Origin of the sequence: Eudoraea algarum, assembly GCF_050589645.1 — a bacterium.
Classification (GTDB): Bacteria; Bacteroidota; Bacteroidia; order Flavobacteriales; family Flavobacteriaceae; genus JBNGOQ01.
In genome coordinates this window covers 1-24,403 of sequence record NZ_JBNGOQ010000005.1, presented here as the reverse complement: position 1 = coordinate 24,403, position 24,403 = coordinate 1, and the positions used below count along the sequence as shown (strand labels likewise).

Genomic DNA, 24,403 nt, shown 5'->3' with positions numbered 1-24,403 from the left:
GTCTTTGTTTTAACCGGCTATCATGTAGCCCCCATCGGCGGTATACACTCCACCGGTCATATATGATCCCGCATCTGAGGCCAACAAGCAGACCATACCGACCATTTCTTCCGGCATGCCCATGCGTCCACTGGGCAGGGTGCGTTCCACTTTTTGCAGGATCTTTTCATTTTGCCAAAGGGCCGCGCTAAATTTTGTCTTTATCAAGCCCGGGCAAAGCGCGTTGGAGCGGATTCCGTATTTGCCCCATTCCTTGGCCTGGTTTTTAGTAAGCATTAGCAGCGCTGCCTTGCTGGTGCTATAGAGTCCCAGCCCCATGCCCGGAGTCAATGCTTCCACCGAGGCAATATTGATAATACTCCCCCCCTTCCGGAATTGCATACTGGGCAGCACCAGATTGGAAAGCATCCAGGGTGCCTTTACATTCACATCCATTATCTTATCAAAGATTCCTTCCGCTGCATCTTCCAAAGGACCGAACACCGGATTGATGGCCGCATTGTTTACCAAAATATCCACACCACCAAGGCTAGCCGTGGTTTTCTCTACCAATGCCTTGCGCTCATCTTCCTTGCCGATGTGACAGGCGATTGCTGAAGCCAGTAAATCGTCCTGCCGCAATTCCAAAGCTACGGCGTCACAGCTTTCCTGATCTCTGCTACTGATGACCACATGGGCCCCATGTTCCGCCAGACCCCTAGCTATGGCCTTTCCGATGCCTTTGCTAGACCCTGTGATGATGGCTACCTTTCCCTGAAGGTCAAACTTCTGCTTGGTTTGATTCATAAAGTGTGCTTATACAAAGACTTCCTTTGACGTCTTAACCGTTACTATTTCCGGGTCCATGAGCGACTCGGCCAGTGCTATTGTCTTGGGCAGTTCATACTTGTAATAGAATTTCATGGTGTGGATCTTACTCTCATAAAAATCCTCGGAGTATGTGGTATCCCCGTTCAACAAGCCCGTTTTGGCATGCACTGCAATATCCAACCACAGCCATGCCACTACGATATGGCTCAAAAACTCCATAAAAAGATTGGCGTCCGAGAGATAACGCTCATAATCTCCTTTCTCGGCAAAAGGCAGCAGAAAGTCCAGCACCTCCTTACTGAGTTTTAACTTATCGCCCAATTTAACGGCGTAAGGTTTTAACACATCATATTGCATGGCCGCCCCAATGGTCTCCATCATCTCATTGGCCAACAACTCCATAGCTCTACCATTTTCCATAGGCACCTTTCTTCCCAGTAGGTCCTGGGATTGTATGCCCGTGGTGCCCTCATAAATGGATGAGATCCGGATATCCCTATGGTACTGTTGCAGTATGAAATCCGTGCAGAATCCATAACCACCGAGCACCTGAACCCCGTTGTTTACCGCTACGGCTCCCGCCTCCGAAGGAAAAGTCTTCACTATGGGGATAATCATTTCCAAAAGCAAATGGTACTTTTTCCTCACCTCCTCGTCTGCGGCCGACTGTCTAATATCCTGATACTTGGAGGCCAATAATACCAGGCTCAGTGAAGCCTCGGAAATGGCTTTTTGCAGCAATAGCATTCGGCGTACATCGGGATGTTCTATAATCAGGCTTTGGCCTTCCTCCGGGTTCTTTTTTCCTGAGCTGGTGAGTTTACGTCCCTGTGGACGTTCATTGGCATACTCCAAAGCTGCTTGATAGGCTGCCATGGCGATGGCCGCGGCGCCTCTGCCGACAGCTATTCTAGCACCGTTCATCATCATGAACATATAACGCAGCCCTTGATGGGGTTCCCCGACCAGCCATCCGTGGCAATCATCGGTATCACCAAATCCCAAATGTGTGGTACAATATCCGCGTTGGCCCATTTTTTGAAAATCGGCCACTGTCATTACATCGTTCCCTTCTAGTCCGCCATTGCCATCGGGTCGGTTCTTGGGAACCACAAAAAGGGAAATCCCTTTGGTCCCAGCCGGAGCTCCTTCTATCCGTGCCAATACCAAATGAACGATGTTTTCCGCAAATTGAGTGTCACCGCCAGAAATGAATATTTTTTGGCCATGTATCTTGTAATATCCGCCATCGGTAGGTGTGGCTTTGGTAACGATATCGGATAGGGAACTTCCGGCCTGCGGTTCGGTAAGACACATGGTTCCTCCCCACTCCCCCGAGAGCATTTTCGGAACATAGGTGGTATTGAGCTGCTCGTTGGCAAAGTGTACGATCAATTCGGCTGCTCCCAAGGTTAGCCCGGCATAGCCCGGCAGGTGATTGTTGGCCGCATCCAGGATATAAGTATAGGCAGTATAAGTGAGTATGGGCAGCTGCATACCGCCATCCTCGTAATCGAAGGGCGCGGCTATCAATCCCATCTCGCCCCCTTTTTTCATCATGGTCTCTACCTGCTTATGTACCATTACGGTACCATCCTTAAAATGGGCAGGAGCTTCGTCCATTTCCTTAAAATATGGGAAAAGTTCGCGGTCAGAGAATTCCTTGACCGAATCTAGAAAGAGGTTTAAGGATTCCATGTCATGGTCCTGAAAACGTTCGTAAGAAAGTACACTTTCCAAATCATGCACCTTGTACAATAGATACTTAAGAGTATCCATATCCATATATTCCTTAGCCATATTCCTAGAGTTTTGAGGTTTAAATATACCCCAATAAAATAAAGGATTATTTAACGAATTCCTATTAAACCGGTTTAATAAATGCTAAAAAATGGATGGCTATGGAAACATTTAAAACAGGTGGCCGTACCAAGTCGGTCACGAACTTGCCAATCGCTTTCTGATCTTTGAAAGCCCCACTGGAGTAAGCCCAAGGTAGGATGCAATCAAGTATTGGGGTACCCGTTGAAAAAGGTTAGGTCTTTTTTGCAGCAGACGTTGGTAGCGATCTTGGGGGGATAAGTTCTTGAGGTGGTTATTTCTTCTGAACAATTGCACAAAACCGTCCTGCATGGATAGGCGCCCAAAGCGTTCCAAATCATGTGAACGATCAAAGGAACGCTCCACATCTTCCTTTAAAATGGCATGGATGGTGCAAGCTTCAGTGGCGCTTAAGTAACTCGCCGATGGAATCTCCTCGATGTAAGCGTAGAGATCGGTGAAAAACTCCCCTTCAGTAAAAAATTCCATCACTTTTATCCCGGAATCATTCTCTGTATAATAACACACACAGCCCTTCTCCAAAAAATAGAAATGCTTCACATATTGTTCTGGCCTAATGAGTACATCGCCTTTTTTGATTTTCATTTCCTTATAGAACTGCAAAGCATGGTCCAGATCTGTATCGGAGATTCGGGTATAGGACCGGATTTTGTTCTTTAGGTCTTCCAAGAGCTTGTATTTGGCTTAGATTCAAAAATAAGCACAGAATGCATCATAACCAATCTTTTTGCCCCTAGTTCTCCCTCTATATTTACAATTGAATCTATGCCACTGAATTTCATAAAAAAGGACCAAAGCAGGGTGATATGATAGGAAAGTGCCACCTTAAGCTTTTTTTAGCATTTCATAGCAGCAGCATTTGGTTACAAGGCCGTATCTTTGCAGCCCTTTTTTAAAATGATAAAAGATTGCTATATGAAATGTGTGGAATTGAATCCAGAGGGAAATTTTGACCCATGGGAGCCGGAAAAGATGGACGAACTGAATAAAAAGGACATCAGTGAATCCCTTGGGCAGGAACTGCTATTCGAAAATGATGAAATACGGCTTTGGGACATTACCTTATGGCCCAATGAACGTCTCCCCTTTAGAATCCAGAATCGTGCTTACAGCTGGACCTGCTTAACAAATGGGCTGGCCATCTCCCGACATTTCAACGGCAAAATCAGCTTACTGCGTTTCGCAAAGGGCGATACGGCCTATTCAGAGCTCAGCGAACCTGATGCAGCCAGAGATTTGGAGAATGTAGGCGAAGGTATCCTTAGAATAAGTGTGGTGGAATACAAGTGGTTGGGCAAATCCAAGAAAATGGCGAGCTAGCTAAAAAAGAAATATCTTTTTGTGCAGGGTCCACATCGCATCGAACACTTTCCCAAATAGCAAAAAATGCAAGGTACTTCCCAGCTAGTTTTCTATCTTTATGGAATGAAAATTATTGCCACCAATATAGGGAAATCTACCACCGTATCATGGAACGGTGGTGAAATTCAAACAGGGATTTTTAAATACCCAACCATGGAACCCATAACATTGCAGAAAGAGGCCGTTGGGTCTGATACCATTGCCAACCGCAAGGTTCATGGGGGCGAGGATAAGGCCTGTTACCTGTTTTCATCCGAACACTATCCGTACTGGAAAAATCTTTATCCGAATTTGGACTGGAACTGGGGTATGTTCGGAGAAAACCTCACCGTTGAGGGTATGGACGAGTCACAGATGCGGGTGGGCGACATCTATAGCATAGGCAGTGCTTTGGTGCAAGTATCCCAACCCAGGGAGCCCTGTTTTAAACTTGGCATTCGTTTTGGTGATCAAGGAATCTTAAAAGCATTTATTGCACACGGATATCCCGGGACCTATGTACGGGTTTTGGAAGAGGGTACGGTGACCGTAGGAGATGAACTCGTATTGCGGGAACGCTCCGAAAACCCACTTACAATAAGCCAATTTTATGGATTGCTCTTTGCCAGGAAAAAGGAATCCCACCTGGTACAGCTTGCGGTAAACAATACCGCACTTCCATTGCATAAACGGGAACGCCTTAAAAAATATCTACCCTCGGCCTAATTGAAGGTCTGTTATCTTTTAATTCAAAATCTATGAAAAAATATTCTTTTCTCCTGATGGGTCTAATTGCCCTTATGTCCTGTAAGGAAAGTACTAAACAGCAAACTGGCCAGGATGCAGGGGGCTCAGAAAACAAAGCCTTTGCCACTTTCTTGGAGGACTATTATCAGGAAGGTTTAAAGCTTCACCCATTGGATGCCACTACCGCAGGGGATTACCGATACAATGATACCCTGCCCAATGAGCTTAGTACGGCGTACAGGACCAAAGAGACATCCTTTTTCAAAAGATATCGGGACCGCTTGGCAGAATTTGAGGACCGGCAACTGTCCGAGGATCAAAAAATGAGCAAGGCTGTTCTTGCCTGGGAGTGCGATAGGAACCTGGATCGCCTTTCCTTTAGACAGGATTTGGTGCCCTTAGACCAGATGTGGACCCGGCAATTGGCCGTAGGGCAGTTGGCCAGTGGATCCGGGGCCCAACCCTTTAAGACCGTAACCGACTACGAAAATTGGTTAAAGCGTTTGGATGACTATCTAGAGTGGATGGCCTCGGCAGAGGACCGGATGCGCGAAGGCATTTCAGTGGGATATGTACTCCCACAATCCCTGATCAAAAAAGTGGTTCCACAATTGGCCGCTATGACCACGACCGATCTGGAAACCCATTTGTTCTATGGGCCCATCCGAAAAATGCCGGCAGCTATTCCCCAGGAAGAACAGGACCGATTGAAGGAGGCTTACGCAAGGGCGATTCGGGATAAGGTTATTCCAGCCTATCAAAAATTACACGATTTTATGACTTCGGAATATATGGCCGCGGGTAGAGCTTCCAGCGGTATACGGGGTGTTCCCAGGGGAGATGAATATTATGCACATGCGATAAAACGCTACACCACTACGGATATGACCGCTGAGGAAATACATCAGATCGGGTTGAACGAAGTAGCCCGTATTTCGGCAGAAATGGAGAAAATAAAACAAGAAGTGGGCTTTGAAGGCGACCTTAAGTCCTTCTTCGACCATGTGCGGAACAAAAAGGAATTGATGCCGTTTACCGAACCCGAGCAGGTTATTGCCAACTTCAACGCCATTCATGAAAAAATGAAACCCCAGATCGAAAAACTGTTCGACAAAAAACCAAAAACCCAATTTGAGGTAAGGCGTACCGAAGCCTTTCGGGAGGCTTCTGCCAGTGCAGAATACAATCCCGGCTCCGTTGACGGAACCCGCCCCGGTATTTTTTATGTACCCATACCCGATGTAACACAATACAATACCTATTCCGATGAAGATTTGTTTTTGCACGAGGCCATACCGGGCCATCATTTCCAAATTTCATTGACCCAGGAAAACGAAAAACTTCCCAAATTCAGAAAAACCCTCTGGTACAGTGCCTATGGCGAAGGTTGGGCGCTCTATACCGAATCGTTGGGGAAAGAATTAGGGCTTTACGAAGACCCCTATCAATATTTTGGCATGTTGGGCGCAGAAATGCACCGGGCCATCCGTTTGGTCGTGGATACGGGATTGCACGCCAAAGCCTGGTCGCGCGAACAGGCCATTCAGTATTCCTTGGACAATGAGGCCGAGTCAGAAGCCAGTATTACCGCCGAAATTGAACGCTATATGGCCAATCCCGGACAGGCCCTTTCCTATAAGATCGGGCAGCTAAAAATACGGGAGCTACGGAAAAAAGCCGAGGAGGCCCTTGGGGATGCCTTTGATATCAGGGAATTCCACAACCAGGTCCTGGAAACAGGATGTGTGCCCCTGGCACTGCTGGAAGACAAAATAACCGCTTGGATTGTTAACAAATCTTGATATGGCCTTCCCATGGCACCTCTATTTCATGGCGGGCATGTACGTTGTGGCCGGAACCATGCACTTCATCTATCCGAAGGCCTATATGCGGATAATGCCAAGGTATTTACCCAACCACCGTTTACTGGTTTGGCTTAGTGGGGTATTTGAAATTCTATTGGGGATCGGGGTCTGCATTCCACAAGTAAAGGATACTGCCCTCTATGGCATCATGCTCATGTTGTTTGCATTTTTGGCCGTTCATTTCTATATGCTTTCCAGTAAAAAAGCGGCAGCCGGTATTCCCAAATGGATCCTTGTGCTACGGATACCCCTTCAGTTCGGATTGATCTACTGGGCCTATTGGTATTTGCAATTTTAGTAAGGGCAAAAAAAAGAGGCTCTTTCGAGCCTCCTTTCCTTGAATAAAACCAACTAAACCTAATCCAACTATTCCACAATAACCGCTTCGTAGTAGGTATCGTTACTGTCCTTTACTACAACCGTATAGTTGTCCTCAAAGGCCCTTTCAAAATTAAACACCTTCTCCACTACCAGTTCCCCGGTAAAGAGCTCCTTGTAGATCAACCTGTTGTCACCATCGTACACTTTTACCTGAACCCCACCTTTGTCAAGGTTCAAAAGATTAAGGTATATCCGGTCTCCTTTGCGTCTGAAATACGGCTTGGTTCTTTCCGTTTTTTCGATAATCTCCATATTAGTGGCTTCCACCTCAATGGTATATTGGATAACCCGTACAGCATCTTCCATTTCAAAGATGTACTTGCCCTCGGCCAATTTGCTCATATCAAATCGCTTGGTATACCCGTTTGCATCGGCAATACGTTCGGAATAAATCAGGTTGTTCTTGGCATCCACAAATTTAATGGACGTCCCATCGGATTGGGTTTCCATACTGAACACCAGACTTTTTGCATCCCTCCCCGCTGCGATATACAGTTTAGGTTCCTTGGCCATGCTTAATACTGTAGTAAACATGAAGGCCATTACGACGGTAAATTTCAAAATTGCTTTCATAACTTTCTAAATTTTAGATTAATGAATAATTTACACTACAAACCTACTCCGGTTGCTAATGGCATACTACCGCTTATTTTTCCAATTTATATGGTATTTTAACTGTAAATAAATTGTTAAATTTTCAATTAGGTTAATTTTGCACATATTTTAGGTAATTTTGCAAAGAACTAAGCCTTCTGGCTTAGTTAATTTTATGGTATCAAACGTTGCAGAATGATCAAACAAAAACCCGCTTTTGAAGCAATAGAACCCGATTTTGGGCATTCATTTACCTATCAGAAGTTCGATGAGAGCAAAAGCGATAAGAACAATATCTGGCATTATCATCCGGAGATAGAACTTGTCTACGTAAACGGTGGGAGTGGAAAACGCCAAATAGGAAGTCACATATCCTATTACACGGATGGGGACCTTATCCTGATCGGCACCAATCTGCCCCATTGTGGCTTCACCGACAAGCTAACCGGGAACAAAAGCGAGACGGTGGTGCATATGAAACAGGATTTCCTGGGGAACGATTTTTTCAACATCCCCGAAATGAAAAAAATCCAAAGCCTTTTTGAAATGGCCAAGGGCGGAATAGCATTTCACGGCAATACCAAACGAAAAATAGGCGATAAGATAGAGTTTCTGGAATACCAGACGGATTTTCAAAGGCTCCTGGCCATTCTGAACATCTTAAACGAATTGGGCAATTCACAAGATTTTAAGGTCTTGAACGCCGAGGGTTTTTCCCTGGAAACGGAGGTCAAGGACAATGACCGCATCAATGTGGTGTTCAATTATGTTAAAGCTCATTTCCAGGAAGAAATCCACCTGGCCGAAATTGCCGATCTCGTCAGTATGACCATTCCTTCCTTTTGCCGTTACTTCAAAAAAATCACCAATAAGACCTTTACCAAGTTCGTAAACGAGTACAGGCTGGTACACGCATCCAAATTGTTGGCCGAAAAACCAATCAGTATTACCGAGGTTTGTTTTGAAAGCGGGTTCAATAATTTCTCGCATTTCAACAAATCGTTCAAGACGTTTACAGGACAAAATCCCTCTGAATATAGAAACGAGCTAAAAACGGTTCTAAAATAACGACAGGCTATATGGAAGAATTTCGATTGGATCTGCCCGATAGCGAAATCAGCTATTGCCCGTATTTTTTGTCTTCGGACGAAGCAAATCGGTATTTTGGGCTATTCATGAAAACCGTGCCCTGGCAACAGGATGCCATCTCCGTATTTGGAAAAACCTACCCCCAACCAAGGTTAACAGCACTTTACGGTGATAATGACAAGCCCTATTCCTATTCCAATATCACCATGCGACCGCATAAATTTACGCCAGAACTCCTTTTGTTAAAGGAGAAGTTGGAACATCGGGTACAAACCCGGTTTACAAGTTGTCTTTTAAACCTTTACCGAAATGGCAGGGACAGTAATGGTTGGCATGCGGATAATGAAAAAGAATTGGGCCGTAACCCGATCATTGCCTCGCTCAGTTTGGGGCAGGAGCGCACTTTTCAGCTGAAACATCGAAAAAATAAGAACTTAAAACACAAAATGATTCTCGGAAACGGAAGTTTGCTGATCATGCAGGGAGCAACACAGCACCATTGGTTGCATCAGGTTCCCAAGACCTTAAAGGACGTAGGCCCCAGAATCAATCTTACCTTCCGAATAATTCGCTAGCCTTTATTTAAAAATGTCATTGAGGACCATGGCCAACCGCAATCCGCCCTTCAATAGTTGATCCCGGACCGTATTGGTATATTTATAGGCATACGGGTAGCCCAATTGCTCCCCTACCTCCAAGGAACCATACAATTCGTTGGCCAGTTCCTGGGATTCCTCTACCCAGTCATAGACTGTGCCTTGCTGAACGGCTTTCTGCTCATCCTTAGATAATTTTGGCAAGTTGTCCGTAAGTTCGGAATAGCTCATTCCATACGAATCGATCAAATCCTGGTCCCAAAGACGGTGTAGGTTGGTGCCCTTGCCAAACCATTGAATCTGGATATCATTGCCCCCTTTATCGGCCGCCCTGCCCACATGCATGGGTTGGTGCAGGTCGCCCATCAGGTGTACCAACATTTTCAAATAGAAGACTTTGTCCGCTTTACTGCTGGTATCATCCTTTACAATGGCAATGCATTTTTCTATCCCCATCACCACATCGCCATATTCACTGGGTTCCACCTCGGTATATTTCTTGTCTGCCGGAAAATTTACGTAATGCCAAGCACTGAACTTGGCAAAACTCCTATCTGCCTTGATTTCGTCCGCAAAAGTGGATACCAAAGCCAGACTTTCTCCATCCAATAATTTTTTGATTGCGCGTTTGGCCTTTCCGCTGAGATGCTTCTCTGCCACTTCTCCGGTTACGCGATGCCCCGTTTTGGCCCAAAACACAGTGTTTCCAAAAGAGATTTGAACTGAAAACAGTAAAAGGACAGTAAGTTTTTTCATGGGTCTTAATTTTTTCAAAAGTAGAAAAACGTACTTTAATCTATTGTTAAGGAATGCCATGTTTTTGTTTTTAATTTGGATATTGCGTTCGCAAGTAACTGCATATCATGTTTAAAAAAAATAGGTCCTTGTACCTAAAATATGCATTTAGGGCCCTATTGGTCGTGGGAACGGCAGCTGTGCTGTTTTTTCTGAGTATCTATCTGGGCGCCTGGGGCAAACTGCCCAATGGGGAAGAACTGTCCGATTTTAGATATCAAAAGGCTTCTGAGGTATACACGGCCGACAGTGTGTTGATCGGGAAATATTATTTGTTTGACCGCCAACCCATTCCCTACGAAGCGTTTCCAAAACATTTGGTCGATGCCCTGATTGCCATAGAGGACAAGCGCTTTTACGAACATTCAGGGGTAGACTACAAAAGTCTTTTTCGGGTGTTTTTCAGGACCTTGCTCTTGCAAGACAGGTCTTCGGGTGGGGGTAGCACCCTGACACAGCAATTGGCCAAAAACATGTATCCCCGTCGGGACAGGGAAAAGTCCAATCTCGTTGTGGATAAAATAAAGGAAATGATCATCGCCTCCCGATTGGAAGATGGGTACGACAAAAAAGAAATCATAAATCTGTACCTGAACACCGTTTCCTTTGGGGACAACACCTTTGGTATAGAAAGTGCCTCCCTTAAATTTTTCAATAAGCGCGCAGCACAACTTACCATTGAAGAGGCTGCCGTACTGGTAGGAATGCTTAAGGCTACTTATGGTTATAATCCGCGCATCTTTCCAGAGGCCAGCCAAAACCGTCGAAACCTGGTAATACAATCCATGTACTCTGCAGGGTTCCTTTCCGAAAAACAAAAGGACAGCCTAAATCAACTCCCGCTGGTACTCAACTATCGCACTTTCGACTACCATGCCGGTTTGGCGCCCTATTTTAGGGAAGAAGTTAGGAAACAGCTGGTACAATGGTGCAAGCAGCAGAATGAAAATGGTGAAAATTACAATATCTATACCTCCGGGTTGAGGATCTATACCACTCTGGATCACCGGATGCAACTCCTTGCCGAAGGTGCTATGGAAGTGCATATGAAATCCCTCCAAAAGAGCTTTGAAAAAAGCTTCGGGTCCTCCGCTCCCTGGATCGCCAACACCCGATTGATCGAAAAGACGGTACGGAATTCGGCTCCCTACAAAAGGATGATCCAAGATGGACTGAGTCATAAACAAGCCTGGGATTCTCTTCACCTGAAGAAAACCATGGTGCTTTCAGAATGGAAGGAAAAAAAAACAGTGCAGGCCAGTACCTTGGATAGTATTGCCCATTATATGAAGTTCCTGAATATGGGTTCTTTGGGATTGGACCCAAAGACAGGGGCAGTAAAAACCTGGATCGGGGGCATCAATTTTAAACATTTCAAGTACGACCACATTTCACAGAGTAAGAGACAGGTGGGTTCTACCTTTAAGCCCATTCTCTATACCGCCGCCCTGGAGCAGGGAATAAGTCCCTGCACCTATTTCTCCGCGCAACAAGTGGAGTATAAGAATATGGAGGGTTGGTCTCCCGGCAATTCGGACGACAAGGACGAGACCTATCTCAACTATTCCATGCAGGAAGCCCTAAGCAATTCCGTTAACACTGTCGCCGTGAAGGTAATGGAGAAAACGGGAATTCCCGCCGTCCTCGACCAGGCACAACGGATGGGAATCCGTACCCCACTTCCAGAGCAGCCCTCTTTGGCCCTTGGTACGGGCGAAATCACAATTAAAGAACTGGCCGGCGCCTACGCCAGCTATGTGAACCATGGCGTTCCTGTAACACCCATGCTTATCACTGGGATAACTGATGAAAAGGACTCGATCTTGGCCACCTTCGAACCGAAGCTCAGCGAAAAAAGCGCTTTCTCCGAGGAAAACAGAATGCTCATGTTGGAGATGATGAAAGCAACTGTGGACCAAGGTACTGCCGTTAGAATACGTTCAAAATACGGCTTAAGGAACGCCATTGCCGGAAAGACCGGTACCACCCAAAACAACAAGGATGCCTGGTTTGTAGGCATCACCCCCAAGCTGGTTCATATCACCTGGGTAGGTTCCGATCACCATGAGATCGGATTTAAAAGTACCGCCCTTGGCCAGGGCGCCAACGCCGCACTTCCCATATTTGCTCTGTTTTTGCAAAAAATGAACAAGGATCGTTATTTTGACCCGATAACCAAGGCCAAATTCGAAACACCCCCATCCTCCGTACTTGAAAAATTGGACTGTAAGCCGATAAAGCGCGATGGTTTTTTTAAGCGCCTCTTCAAAAATCCGAAAAAGAAACGAAAGAAAAAATTCAAAAATACCGCTCCATAAGGCGGTTCCAGTGGATATATTGGCTAAATTTTGGGATTTTTTTAACGACATATTCCCTTAAATTTGACCGACTAATCCCAACTTGATGAAGAGTATATCTTCCCTCTTTACTATTTTATTGGTGGCGAGCTTCGCCTTAGGACAAAACAAAAAATTTACGGTAAAACATATTTCCGAGCCCATTTCCCCGGATGGTGTATTGGACGAGCCTATCTGGGCAACTGCTGAAAGTGCTGCTGATTTTTGGGAGTACTTTCCGCTAGATTCCATTCAGGCACGGCAACAGACCGATATCAAAATGTTGTACGATGATAAAAACCTTTATATCGGGATAACCGTCTATGCGGACGGTAAAAACTATGCTATCGAGTCGCTCAGAAGGGATTTCAGGGCAGGCAATAGTGATAACATCACCTTGCTTTTTGACACCTTTAACGATGGCACCACTGCTTTTATGTTCGGCACCAATCCTTTAGGTGTACGGAGAGAAGGACTAATTTCAGGGGGTGGTGGAGGCACCGGTGGTTTTAATACCACTTGGGACGTAAAGTGGAAAGGGGATTCAAAAATCTATGATACGTACTACACTTCGGAAATGGTCATCCCGCTGACCTCCTTTAAATTCAGGGAAGGAGAGACCAAATGGCGTTTCAATAGTTATCGCTTCGATACACAGTCCAACGAGCAGAGCACCTGGATAAACATCCCCAGGAACCAACTTATTTTTAGTTTGGCCTTTATGGGCGACATGGTGTTCGAAAGACCCTTGGGAAAATCGAGAACGCCCTTGGCCATAATACCCTATATCAATACCATAGCCCAAAAGGATTTTGAAACCGACGATGATCAAACGGATTTTAAAGTGGGGGGCGATGCCAAAATTTCGATTGGAAATGGGCTAAATCTGGATATTACCGTAAACCCGGATTTTTCGAATGTGGAGGTGGACAATATTTTCACGAACCTGACGCGTTTTGAAATATCCCTTCCGGAACGCCGGCAGTTTTTTATAGATAACAGTGACCTCTTTTCCAGCTTTGGGGGCGGTAGGGATGCCAACCCCTTCTTCTCCAGGCGTATCGGAATTGCCACGGATACGGCTGACAATTCCATTGAAAACCGTATTCTAGCGGGCGTACGCCTCAGCGGCAAACTGAATCAGAATTGGCGGTTGGGCTTTTTGAACGTCCAGACCGAGGAAGACCTGGCAAACGAAATCCCCTCGAACAACAACGCCATGTTGGCCTTGCAGAAAAGGGTGTTTGCCCGATCTAATATCGGCTTCTTTTTTATCAACAGACAGTCGTTTAAGGATTATGATTTTGTTGCCGAGGAGGATCGTTACAATCGGGTTGTGGGGATGGATTACAACCTGGCCTCTGCAGACAACACCTGGGTAGGAAGGTTTTACGGCCACAAGTCCTTTCAGCCCAACAGCAGTGGCAACGATCTTTCCCTTGGGGCAAACCTCCAGTACAATACTAGAAACTACAATGTTTTTACGGACTGGGTCCTGGTAGAGGACGACTTTAGGTCGGATCTGGGTTTTATCAGAAGGAACGATATTTTAAAGGGTGTCCTGGGCATAGAGCGTGTTTTTTGGCCCAAACGCGGAAACATCAACAGCCACAGCTTCGAATTCTTCCCCATAGTGACCTGGAGCCCCGAAAGAGATCTGAAGAACACGGACTACAATCTAATGAGCTCATGGAATGTTCAGTTCAAGAACCAGGCAGAACTGGAAGTGGAGATGCAAAACCGATTTACCTTCTTACTGGAGAGTTTTGACCCTACCGATACCGATGGGGCCTTGGAGCTTCCCGGGGACCAAGGGTACTATTACACCAATTTCTCCTTGGAGTACAACTCTGACCGGAGAAAAATTTTCTCCTATAGGATAGAACCTTCCTTTGGGGACTTCTTTAATGGGAAAATTTATTCGGTCGAGGCCGGAATGTCCCTGCGTGTACAACCCAATTTTTTTGCCACGCTCAATCTAAATTATGATAGAATAGATTTACCGGACCCCTTTCCAAGTGCCGAGCTTTGGCTAATAAGTCCGCGATTTGATATAACCTTTAGTAAATCCCTTTTTTGGTCTACCTTGATCCAATACAGCAATCAACGGGACAATTTAGGGGTAAATTCCCGATTGCAATGGCGTTTTGCGCCCCTTTCCGATCTGTTCCTGGTCTATAACGACAACTATTTTGTAAACAGTTTTTCCCCCAGGTTCCGTTCCATTAATCTTAAGCTTACCTATTGGTTAAACATTTAAGGATGCGGTATAAAGTTTTATGTTCCGATCTTGACGGTACACTGCTGAGCACGAAAAATGATGTCTCGGATTTTACGGTTTCCCAGATTTCCAGGATCAAGCACGCCATGAGGATACTTTTGGTATCTGCCCGAATGCCACGATCTATGACCTACTTACAAAGAAGAATGGGAATCGAACACGAACCCCTGATCTGTTACAACGGTGCGTTGATTTGGGAAGACGGCAAGGAACTCACATCGACCGAAATACCCCTGTCCGATGTTTCGGAAATTTACCGGATGGCTGAAAAACGCGGTATCGGCCTTGGACTTTACCGTAGTAATGAGTGGTATGTGGAAGATAACACGACCCGCGTACGGAAGGAAATCCATCATACCCAGGCCACTCCCGTTTTTAGACCTACGCCGGACACCCTGGAAGATTGGGGACAACGCAATATTGGGGCGCACAAACTGATGCTCATGGGGACCCAAGATACCATTGATAGCATCTTCCTGGAACTCCAGGAATACTTGGGCACTGTAGTGCAGCCCTATCGTTCCAATGACACCCTCATTGAAATAAGCCCAAAAACCGTTTCCAAGCTCTCCGCTATACGTGCGGTCATGGCGGGTGGCCATAGCTTGGAAGAGGTCATCGCCTTTGGGGACAACTACAATGACATCGAAATGTTGCAACATGTAGGATGCGGGGTGGCCGTGGGCAACGCACGTGAAGAGGTAAAGCGCATCGCAGACCATATTACCCTGGAGAATTCGGAACACGGTGTAGCCCACTTTATCGAACAACATATCAATATTTGATTATATTTGGGAAGTACACAATGTGACACCTATGAACCAACCCTTAATAACGGACGACACTGTTGTCTTTGGACTACTTACCCTTTGCCTTGGCTTTATTTTTTACACTTCTTCCAGAAAACAAGGGTTCTGGAAAAAATTCTACTCCTTTGTACCGGCAATACTGATGTGCTACCTCTTGCCCGGCGTTATGGCAAGTGTGGGCGTGGTCTCCGACGAGACCTCCAACCTATATTTTATGGCCAGCAGGTACCTGCTTCCTGCAGCGCTGGTGTTGATGACCTTGAGCATCGACTTAAAGGCCATTGCCAATTTGGGTTCCAAGGCGCTGATTATGTTCCTTACGGGAAGTCTCGGGATTATCATCGGAGGGCCCATAGCCATTTTGATCGTATCCATCTTTTCACCAGAGACAGTTGGAGGCAACGATTTTGATGCCATATGGAGGGGGCTATCGACCATTGCAGGCAGTTGGATCGGCGGTGGCGCCAACCAAGCGGCCATGTTCGAGATTTTTAAGTTCAATCCGGATAGGTATGGCGAAATGATACTGGTCGATGTGGTTGGGGCCAATATTTGGATGGCCATACTGCTTTTGGGCGTGGGCAAGACAAAACGGATAGACCGTTGGTTAAAGGCCGATGCCTCGGCTATTGAAAGCCTGAAGGAAAAGGTCACGGAATTCACCAAAAGGATTACCCGGGTCCCGACACTGAACGATTATTTAATGATGCTTTTCCTTGCGTTTACGGCGGTAGGCATCGCACATTTTTTTGGGGGCCACCTCAGCAAGTTTTTGGTGCAGAGCTCAGAGACCATCAGTAATCCCAAAAGTTTCCTTTCCTTTCTTGGCGGGAATTTTTTCTGGATGGTGGTCATTGCTACTTTTATAGGCGTACTGTTGTCCTTTACCAAGGCAAAAAATTACGAGGGAGCCGGTGCCAGTAAGATCGGAGGGATGTTCATTTATATCCTTGTTGCTACTATTGGCATGAAAATGGACCTTAGCCGGGTACTGGAAAACCCTGGACTACTGGTTCTTGGTCTTATCTGGATCTCTATCCATGCCGGATTGTTGATCTTGGTAGCTAAACTAATCAAAGCGCCTTACTTTTTCTTGGCCGTAGGGAGCCAGGCCAATGTAGGTGGAGCTGCTTCCGCTCCAGTGGTAGCTGCAGAATTTCACAGCTCCCTGACCTCGGTTGGCGTGCTGTTGGCCGTTCTGGGTTATGTAGTAGGTACCGGGGGCGCCCTACTTTGCGCCTATTTGATGGAAATCGCATCAAAAGTTTAGTTTTCTTCCCAACTTTGATGATATTTGTGCGCTAAATTTATATCATGAAGAAGCTTCTGTCGCTAATCGTTCTAAGCACCCTAATCGTATCTTGCAGTGGGGATACCGAAAACACCATGACCGTCACCGGAAATGTAAAAGGGCTAAAAAAGGGAACGCTTTACCTTCAAAAAATACAGGACACACTATTAATGGGCATCGATTCCTTACAAATAGCAGGAGATGGAAATTTTACCTTTAAGACCGAAGTGGAAAGCCCTGAAATCTTTTATCTCTATCTCGCTAAAGAGGATAACAACGATATCAACGACCGAATCCGTTTTTTTGGGGAACCGGGGGTCATTACCATCAATACGGCTTGGAATACCTTTGATGCCAACGCTACAATAAGCGGCTCCAAGACCCATAAAAAGTTTGAGGAATACAAAAAAACCATGTCCCGCTACAATACCAGGAATCTGGAAGTTGTTCAAGCGGCCTATGATCCGGAACTACAAAAAGATTCATTAGTGATGGACTCCCTGGAAAGATTGAGTATAAGAAATACGCGCTTGGGCTATGCCTTTGCGCTCAATTTTGCGCTGAACAATACCGACTCCGAGATTGCTCCCTATATTGCGCTCTATGAGGTATCGGATGCCAATCCCAAATATTTGGACTCTATCTATAACGCATTGACCCCCGAAGTGTCCAATTCCAAATACGGTCTTGCCTTGGGCGATTATCTGAAAGAAATTTCCGCTTCGGACAAATAAAAAACATCCGCCAAAAGCGGATGTTTCCCAAAGCTGTTCCATGGCCAGGTCTAGGCCATTTTATTCAATTTTTCTATTAGCCCATTGGCCTTTTTTTCCAATTCGGCCCGAACGCCATCAAGGTGTTTCTTCCTGTTTTCCACGTCCTTCTGGTTCACCTTCGCGATCAACTCGTCAAAAGTGGTGATAGCGCTGTCTATTATAGCACTGCCTTCTTTTGAATCTTGCTTGTCATTCGCGGCTTCCGCCAGATATACGGCCTCTATGATATCGCCTAAAACGTAATTGATGTCTTTCTTTAAATCCCTTATACTTGCCATTCTAAATATTTTTTTTACAAAAGTACGGTTTTGGCCGTAAAAACCTTACAGGGTAACTTCTAAAAGTTTTGCCCCAGTGGTCCGGAGAAGGACCCTTTGACTGCTCGCTGGCAGTAAAACGGTCTCACCTTTCTGGATCTGTGCCTTGCCGCCTTCGTTTTCAATCCAAACCGAACCGCCAACGCACATGTATATAGTAAAGGAGTCGCGTGTTGAAAAATCCTGCTCCAAATCTTTGGTAAGCTCCAAATACGTGGTGTTAAAGTACGGGCACGCCACCATAGGGTTGATCCTGTTGGTCGTCGTGGGATAGGCTACCCTAAAGTCATCTTTTCGCGCATAATCTATGGCATCCAGTGCTTGGTCCGTATGCAGCTCACGCAGCTTTCCGTCCTTACCCTTCCTGTTAAAGTCAAATACACGGTAGGTAATATCAGAGGTTTGCTGAATTTCTGCCAACAGTACGCCCGCACCAATAGCATGTATCTTTCCCGTATTGATAAAAAAGGTGTCCCCTTCCTGGACCGGTTCGTAGTTTAATAGTTCCAGCAGGGTATTCTCCTCCAAACTCTGAACGTACTCCGCTTTGTCCACATCCCGGTTAAATCCAACAATAAGGTTGGCCCCTTTATCCGCATCCATGACATACCACATTTCGGTCTTACCAAAGGAGTTGTGCCGTTCTTTGGCCAAAGCGTCATTGGGGTGCAATTGTATGGAAAGGTCCCGCTTGGCATCGATAAACTTTATGAGAATGGGGAAATCCTTGCCAAAACGACGAAAAACATCCTTTCCCAATAGCTCTTCCGGATATTGATGGATCAATTCCTGCAGGGAAGTGCCCGATAAATCCCCATTGCTTATCACCGAAACATCGCCATCTACGGCCGATAGTTCCCAACTCTCGCCGGTAGTATCACTGCTAATGGACTTTCCCAGAACATCTCCCAACTTGGTTCCTCCCCATAGGCGTTCTTTTAGGATAGGGGTAAATTTTAAGGGATAGGGTTTCCTCATAGGGGCCTTGTTTTTGGGTTTATCGATAGTTCCGGATGTTTAGCCCGAATAGGTCACAAAATTTCTTGGCGTTTCGTAGAGCACTACTTCAAGTTCCTTCTGCGCATCGATGTGTGGCCTCAGTTTATTCCAAATGACCACCGCTATATTTTCCGCCGTGGGATTTAGGGTTTGAAATTCAGGGACTTCCACATTAAGATTTTTATGATCAAAGGCCGACTCCACTTCGGACCGTATCAAATCCTTAAGGTCCTTAATGTCGATTACATAACCCGTTGCCTCATCAATTTCACCGGTTACGCTAACCACCAATTCATAATTATGGCCGTGAAAATTGGGATTGTTGCACTTGCCGAAGGTGGCATCGTTTTTTTCCGTACTCCAATCGGGTCTGTATAAGCGATGTGCTGCATTAAAATGTGCCCTCCTGCTAACTTTTACCTTCATAGCTTTTCTTGCATAAGATGGTTGTAGAATTTATCGAAAATAATCTTGAACCAGGCGGTGTAGGCATCCGGTCTTTGGGAAATGTCCTCCCTAATGGTCTCGGGTTTCATCCATTTCCAATCCGCCACCTCGTCTGGATTGATCTGTGGATCTCCCTTATAGCTTCCCACCATAACGTGGTCCAGTTCGTGTTCCGTAAGTCCGTTATCAAAAGGTGCCTTATAGATAAAGGAAAAAAGTTCCGTAAGCTCCGTGTTAAAGCCCATTTCTTCCAACAAACGCCTTTTACCGGCTTCCACGTTGCTCTCCCCTTCCCTTTGATGGCTACAACAAGTATTGGTCCATAGTAAAGGCGAGTGATATTTTTGGGCGGCCCGCTGTTGTAACATGGTCTCGCCCCTATCGTTCATAATAAAAACCGAAAAAGCCCTGTGAAGCACCCCTTTTTCATGCGCCTCCATTTTGGGCATGGTGCCCAACTGTTTGTCATCTTGGTTTACCAATATTACACGTTCTTCCTGCATGCTACAAAAATAAGACCTTTACCTTTATCATTTGGGTAAAGTCCATCATAAAAATCAATCGGGAAATAAACGAATTCCGTGTTCGTTAGAAGAAACGTGGGGATTTTAGATTGCCCAGGGTCTTGATAAAATCGTATCTGAGGATAATCTCGAAGGAACCATCATTGAAAAGTGAGCTTCCCAATTCGGTCACTTCCCTATCATAGGCAATACCGATCATAAATTCATTGGATACCCTGAAACCTGCCAAACCACTTACTGCAGCATCCCAACGATAGGCCGCTCCTACAATAAATTTTTCGTTAAACATGAAGTTGGCCGATAGGTCTAACTGCAAGGGCGCTCCCTGTACAATCTTGGTCAATACCGTAGGTTTAAATTTCAGAAAGGGGTTAACATCAAAGACATAGCCTGTAATAAAATAAAAGTTCATTTGTTCCTTGGCGGTAGATAGGGAGGATTCCTCAAAATGCGTGGTCTCCAAAAATCTAGGAACGGACAGACCGGCATAAAATTTTTCAGTGTGATAATACACCCCAGCACCAATATTGGGAGAAAATCTATTATCAATATTTTGCTGTAAAGTGGGGTCCGGACCTCCGGGATTGGTAAGGTCCTGATTTAACTCCGAAAAGCGAATATCCAATAAATGGGCACTTGCTTTGAGACCAAAGCTTAGACGGGCATCCAGGGAGGTTTGTATGGTATAGGACAAATCCACATCAAAATAGGTTTCGGAAGTAGGGCCTATTTGATCATTGACAATCGATAATCCAGCACCTGCACCTCTATATCCTATGGGTGAGTGAATGTTAAAGGTCTGGGTCTTTGGGGCTCCATCCAAGCCTACCCATTGCGAACGGTGTAGACCGGCAATACTGATATGTCCCCTAGACCCTGCATAACCAGGATTTACACTTACGGTATTGTACATGTATTGGGTGTACTGGGCATCTTGCTGCCCGTAAAGGCTACCGGCCAACAAAAGCAACAGAAGACCGACCTGCAAAGCTCGGTTTCTATGGGGTTTCTTGTGTAGGTGGCGTAATGGCATTATTATCTATTTATATATATGTAGCCGTTTAGTGATACCATATCCCCTACTGCATTTTCATACTCCAGAATATAGAAATAGGTACCCACGGGCAGTTTATTCTCTTTATCAACTGTTGCCCTTCCTTCAGAAGTGCCGTCAAAGACATTTCCTTGCGTATTATAGGCCCTTGTAACATAGACCAGCACGCCCCAGCGGTTGAATATCTTAATGGTATTGTTTGGGAAATTCTCTAAACCGCGAATATTGAGCACATCATGAATTCCATCCCCATTCGGGGTGATTACGTTAAAGACCTCCACTTCATCTTCGGCAACCACAAGGTCCGGATCCAAATAATTTGGAATGCCATTTCCGTCAACATCATCATTGGCATAGTTGCCATCGCCGTCCGTGTCCTCATCAATGGTCTCAATACCATCATCGTCATCGTCCGTATCCCGGTAATCGGATTCGTTGTCGCTATCGGTATTGGGCAAATCATTGATGGGGTCATCAATTTCGTCGTTGACATCAACATCGATGGCAATATTGCCCTCATAACCATCATCAAGACCATCGTTGTCCTTATCCGAACCTATGAATACGATATCCGCGATGCCATCATGGTCCGCATCATGTGCTTCGATAAAATCGGGTACGTTGTCGTTATCACTATCGTCATCCAAATAATCCGGTAGACTATCACCGTCTGTATCCACAGGGAACAGACCTAGGCCGCCCCCATTTTCATAGGCATCGTCCAAACCGTTCACATCGGCATCTATGCCGCTCGGGGCGATATACCCTGAAGTGGTCTGAGCCTCCACATTATCAGGAATACCATCATTGTCACTATCTATATCCAAGTAATCCGGGAAGCCATCTGCATCGGAATCCGTAGGGTTGGTCGATGGATCTCCATCGCCATCCAAATCAAGATCTTCAAAGCTGTCTAAAATACCATCATCATCATTATCCAAATCTGCCCCCATCGGATTGACCACTACGGTAACCGTAGCTGTACTACAATTTCCTAGGTTGTCACAAATGGTATAGGTAAACGTATCGTTTCCAACAAAGCCTGGATCCGGGGTATAGGTTACCGTGTCATCGGAGGGGTCTGATGCCGTACCATTATTATTGATAAGCACAGTTCCATTGGCCGGACTTGTTGTGGTTAAGGTTCCAGCACTAGGTAAGTCATTGTCATTGGCTAGGATATCTATATCCACAGGCCTGTCCTCAAAGGTCGCGACGGCATCATCAAAGGCATCCACAATAGGCAATACATCCACAGTCACTGTTGCCGTACTACAATCTCCCGTGGTATTACAAACTGTGTAATCAAAACTATCGGGACCATTGTAATTTGGATCCGGTATATAGGTTACAATGTCATCTGTGGGATCATTCGGTGTACCATTATCGTTTATATTGACGGTTCCGTTGAGTGGGTTGGTGGTGGTCAGGGTACCCGTAGTTGGTAAGTTCGAATCATTGGCATAGATAGGAACTACAACCGATTGGTCCTCATCAACAGTAACCACATCATCTACCAAGGTAGCTGCTTGGTCCAAACATACCACCGTAAAATTTGGTAGCGCTATTGAATTACCAGCCTTGGTAATGGTTGCTGTATATCGGACTACGCTTTGGGTAGCGGTAACAACAGGACGCAATTGGTCACCCGATAAGACCGGTGCCCAACTTACCGTGGCGCTACCACTTACATTTGCCGTAATATCCAGGGTAACCTGGTTATCAGGTGCCGTACAATTGGTCAATATGAAATAACCGGTTGCATTGGAACCGCAAAGGGTACCATCATAAGTTGCAAAGTAAACACCAGGCGTAGTGGCCTCGTAGAAGAAATCTGTAGACAATACTGTGCTGGTGTCCGATGCCTCATACCATCTGTAATTGCTCTCTCCCCCACCATTGGGGGCCTGTAGCAAAAACTGGGCATTTGATGCAGTACAACCTAGCACCAAAAGTACTAGGCTGATGAGTAAACGTTTATTTATGTCGGTCGATTTCAAATCCCTAGGATGCGTATCTGGTTATTACTCTTATTTTACTACAAAAACTACATTGATCAAGGAATTGTAATCCGCAGGCTGACCAATGATATCGTAGGTCAGTACACCATTTGCATCTATGCTCATTGTCCCCGTATCAAACACCGTGGGATCCGCATAGGTTACATAATAATACAATTCTGTGGCCGCATAGGTCGGAACCGCTGCCGGAGCGCCAGCACTGGCTACCGTTGGTGATCCAAATTGAGCCGTATACTGGGTGTAAAGATTAATTGTAAATCCTGTTCCGTTGGTAGATGCATCCACAGCAATGGACGGCGGATAGAAAATCCGTGCCGCTTTTGAGGTAATCGGAGCAATGTCCTGAATTACATCTTCTACAGTAGCTTCCGTAGTGGCATCACCATCTACATCGACCGGAGTATCCGAGTTCACTTCAGAAGCGGTCTGGTCGTCCGTTCCAGCAAAAGTTGTCCCTGTCGCATTTTCATCAGTATAAGTAAAGGTGCCATCGCCATTATCGGCCAAGGTGGATGTTGTTTCTGTAAAGGTCGTTATCGTTCCGTCCTCAGAGGTATAGGTAAAACTGCCATCGCCATTGTCCACCAAAGTGGTCACTGTGTCATTAGTATCCACCGTTATTGTGGTGCCGGAATCGTCCGTGATGTCGAAGGTGCCGTCGCCGTTGTCCACCACGGTGGCCCTACGGGCATCGAAGGTGGTCGCCGTACCGTCCTCGTTGGTATAGGTCAGGGTCCCGTCACCGTTGTCGGCCAGGGTACTCGTCGTTTCGTTAAAGGTCGTTATGGTCCCGTCCTCAGAGGTATAGGTAAAACTACCGTTACCGTTGTCCACAAGTGTGGTCACCGTATTGTTGGTATCCACGGTCACCGTGGTGCCTGAATCATCCGTGATATCAAAGGTGCCATCGCCGTTGTCCACTACCGTGGCCCTTCGGGCATCAAAAGTGGTGGCGGTGCCATCCTCGTTGGTATAGGTCAGGGTCCCGTCGCCGTTGTCGGCCAGGGTCGAGGTCGTTTCGTTAAAGGTCGTTATGGTACCGTCCTCAGAGGTGTAAGTGAAACTGCCATCGCCGTTGTCCACCAAGGTGGTCACCGTATTGTTCGTGTCCACCGTTATTGTGGTGCCGGAGTCGTCCGTGATATCAAAGGTACCGTCGCCATTGTCCACCACCGTGGCACGCCTTGCATCAAAAGTGGTCGCCGTACCGTCCTCGTTGGTATAGGTCAAGGTCCCGTCACCGTTATCGGCCAGGGTACTCGTCGTTTCGTTAAAGGTGGTGATCGTGCCGTCCTCGGAGGTGTAGGTAAAGCTGCCGTTGCCGTTGTCCACCAAAGTGGTCACCGTATTATTGGTGTCCACCGTTATTGTGGTCCCAGAGTCGTCCGTGATATCGAAGGTGCCGTCGCCGTTGTCCACTACCGTGGCACGCCTTGCATCGAAGGTGGTCGCCGTTCCGTCCTCGTTGGTATAGGTAAAGGTACCGTC

Annotated in this window: 22 protein-coding genes and 1 pseudogene; 11 read left to right on the top strand and 12 right to left on the bottom strand. The window is 46.0% G+C overall.

Annotated elements, in window-relative coordinates; genetic code table 11:
* Window positions 1–9 precede the first annotated feature (9 nt).
* The 3 genes from ACRD67_RS18390 to ACRD67_RS18380 all read right to left on the bottom strand — a co-directional run bounded on the left by ACRD67_RS18390 (window position 10) and on the right by ACRD67_RS18380 (window position 3,321).
* On the bottom strand, window positions 10–786 hold the full coding sequence (locus tag ACRD67_RS18390) for a glucose 1-dehydrogenase (RefSeq protein WP_430968705.1): 777 nt from the start codon (window positions 784–786) through the stop codon (window positions 10–12).
* 9 nt (window positions 787–795) lie between these two features.
* A complete protein-coding gene (locus tag ACRD67_RS18385) occupies window positions 796–2,610 on the bottom strand; it encodes an acyl-CoA dehydrogenase family protein (protein ID WP_430968704.1) in 1,815 nt (604 codons plus the stop codon).
* A 138-nt stretch (window positions 2,611–2,748) separates the two neighbouring features.
* Window positions 2,749–3,321: a Crp/Fnr family transcriptional regulator gene (locus ACRD67_RS18380; RefSeq protein WP_430968703.1), complete on the bottom strand. Its 573-nt coding sequence runs from the start codon at window positions 3,319–3,321 to the stop codon at window positions 2,749–2,751.
* A gap of 246 nt (window positions 3,322–3,567) precedes the next feature.
* Between ACRD67_RS18380 and ACRD67_RS18375 the strand changes: the two genes are divergently transcribed.
* From ACRD67_RS18375 to ACRD67_RS18360, 4 genes are all read left to right on the top strand, one after another.
* A complete protein-coding gene (locus ACRD67_RS18375; protein ID WP_430968702.1) occupies window positions 3,568–3,972 on the top strand; it encodes a hypothetical protein in 405 nt (134 codons plus the stop codon).
* Between the two features lie 105 nt (window positions 3,973–4,077).
* The gene (locus tag ACRD67_RS18370) at window positions 4,078–4,719 is read left to right on the top strand and encodes an MOSC domain-containing protein (protein WP_430968701.1); all 642 of its coding nucleotides are present in this window, start codon (window positions 4,078–4,080) and stop codon (window positions 4,717–4,719) included.
* Window positions 4,720–4,751: 32 nt separating this feature from the next.
* Window positions 4,752–6,542 (top strand): DUF885 domain-containing protein, encoded by a 1,791-nt coding sequence (locus ACRD67_RS18365; RefSeq protein ID WP_430968700.1) that lies wholly within the window; start codon window positions 4,752–4,754, stop codon window positions 6,540–6,542.
* A 1-nt stretch (window position 6,543) separates the two neighbouring features.
* Window positions 6,544–6,903: a DoxX family protein gene (locus tag ACRD67_RS18360; RefSeq protein WP_430969169.1), complete on the top strand. Its 360-nt coding sequence runs from the start codon at window positions 6,544–6,546 to the stop codon at window positions 6,901–6,903.
* A gap of 68 nt (window positions 6,904–6,971) precedes the next feature.
* Here ACRD67_RS18360 and ACRD67_RS18355 read toward each other — a convergent pair whose 3' ends face one another.
* Window positions 6,972–7,559 (bottom strand): hypothetical protein, encoded by a 588-nt coding sequence (locus ACRD67_RS18355; protein ID WP_430968699.1) that lies wholly within the window; start codon window positions 7,557–7,559, stop codon window positions 6,972–6,974.
* A gap of 216 nt (window positions 7,560–7,775) precedes the next feature.
* Between ACRD67_RS18355 and ACRD67_RS18350 the strand changes: the two genes are divergently transcribed.
* Together ACRD67_RS18350 and ACRD67_RS18345 are read left to right on the top strand one after the other, a co-directional pair.
* Entirely contained in the window at window positions 7,776–8,648 is an 873-nt protein-coding gene (locus ACRD67_RS18350; RefSeq protein WP_430968698.1) for an AraC family transcriptional regulator, read from the top strand.
* A gap of 11 nt (window positions 8,649–8,659) precedes the next feature.
* Complete coding sequence (locus tag ACRD67_RS18345; protein WP_430968697.1) at window positions 8,660–9,244, top strand: alpha-ketoglutarate-dependent dioxygenase AlkB family protein; 585 nt, start codon at window positions 8,660–8,662, stop codon at window positions 9,242–9,244.
* Window positions 9,245–9,247: 3 nt separating this feature from the next.
* Here ACRD67_RS18345 and ACRD67_RS18340 read toward each other — a convergent pair whose 3' ends face one another.
* On the bottom strand, window positions 9,248–10,021 hold the full coding sequence (locus tag ACRD67_RS18340; RefSeq protein WP_430968696.1) for a S1/P1 nuclease: 774 nt from the start codon (window positions 10,019–10,021) through the stop codon (window positions 9,248–9,250).
* A 107-nt stretch (window positions 10,022–10,128) separates the two neighbouring features.
* Between ACRD67_RS18340 and ACRD67_RS18335 the strand changes: the two genes are divergently transcribed.
* The 5 genes from ACRD67_RS18335 to ACRD67_RS18315 all read left to right on the top strand — a co-directional run bounded on the left by ACRD67_RS18335 (window position 10,129) and on the right by ACRD67_RS18315 (window position 17,511).
* Window positions 10,129–12,378 (top strand): transglycosylase domain-containing protein, encoded by a 2,250-nt coding sequence (locus ACRD67_RS18335; RefSeq protein ID WP_430968695.1) that lies wholly within the window; start codon window positions 10,129–10,131, stop codon window positions 12,376–12,378.
* Window positions 12,379–12,463: 85 nt separating this feature from the next.
* On the top strand, window positions 12,464–14,656 hold the full coding sequence (locus ACRD67_RS18330) for a DUF5916 domain-containing protein (protein ID WP_430968694.1): 2,193 nt from the start codon (window positions 12,464–12,466) through the stop codon (window positions 14,654–14,656).
* A gap of 2 nt (window positions 14,657–14,658) precedes the next feature.
* Window positions 14,659–15,462, top strand: coding sequence for a Cof-type HAD-IIB family hydrolase (locus tag ACRD67_RS18325; RefSeq protein ID WP_430968693.1), 804 nt, complete (start codon window positions 14,659–14,661; stop codon window positions 15,460–15,462).
* Between the two features lie 31 nt (window positions 15,463–15,493).
* Window positions 15,494–16,756 (top strand): DUF819 family protein, encoded by a 1,263-nt coding sequence (locus ACRD67_RS18320; protein ID WP_430968692.1) that lies wholly within the window; start codon window positions 15,494–15,496, stop codon window positions 16,754–16,756.
* Window positions 16,757–16,800: 44 nt separating this feature from the next.
* A complete protein-coding gene (locus tag ACRD67_RS18315) occupies window positions 16,801–17,511 on the top strand; it encodes a DUF4369 domain-containing protein (protein ID WP_430968691.1) in 711 nt (236 codons plus the stop codon).
* A gap of 50 nt (window positions 17,512–17,561) precedes the next feature.
* Here ACRD67_RS18315 and ACRD67_RS18310 read toward each other — a convergent pair whose 3' ends face one another.
* From ACRD67_RS18310 to ACRD67_RS18280, 7 genes and pseudogenes are all read right to left on the bottom strand, one after another.
* Complete coding sequence (locus tag ACRD67_RS18310) at window positions 17,562–17,831, bottom strand: hypothetical protein (RefSeq protein WP_430968690.1); 270 nt, start codon at window positions 17,829–17,831, stop codon at window positions 17,562–17,564.
* Window positions 17,832–17,876: 45 nt separating this feature from the next.
* Window positions 17,877–18,848, bottom strand: a complete 972-nt coding sequence (locus ACRD67_RS18305) for a type I phosphomannose isomerase catalytic subunit (protein WP_430968689.1) — start codon at window positions 18,846–18,848, stop codon at window positions 17,877–17,879.
* A gap of 39 nt (window positions 18,849–18,887) precedes the next feature.
* On the bottom strand, window positions 18,888–19,295 hold the full coding sequence (locus ACRD67_RS18300) for a 6-pyruvoyl trahydropterin synthase family protein (RefSeq protein ID WP_430968688.1): 408 nt from the start codon (window positions 19,293–19,295) through the stop codon (window positions 18,888–18,890).
* Window positions 19,292–19,819 (bottom strand): isopentenyl-diphosphate Delta-isomerase, encoded by a 528-nt coding sequence (idi, locus tag ACRD67_RS18295; RefSeq protein WP_430968687.1) that lies wholly within the window; start codon window positions 19,817–19,819, stop codon window positions 19,292–19,294. Before idi ends, ACRD67_RS18300 begins: the two co-directional genes overlap by 4 nt.
* A gap of 85 nt (window positions 19,820–19,904) precedes the next feature.
* Window positions 19,905–20,873 (bottom strand): PorP/SprF family type IX secretion system membrane protein, encoded by a 969-nt coding sequence (locus tag ACRD67_RS18290; RefSeq protein WP_430968686.1) that lies wholly within the window; start codon window positions 20,871–20,873, stop codon window positions 19,905–19,907.
* 2 nt (window positions 20,874–20,875) lie between these two features.
* Entirely contained in the window at window positions 20,876–22,894 is a 2,019-nt protein-coding gene (locus tag ACRD67_RS18285; protein ID WP_430968685.1) for an Ig-like domain-containing protein, read from the bottom strand.
* Between the two features lie 30 nt (window positions 22,895–22,924).
* Window positions 22,925–24,403: pseudogene (locus ACRD67_RS18280) on the bottom strand (hypothetical protein); the annotation flags it as partial.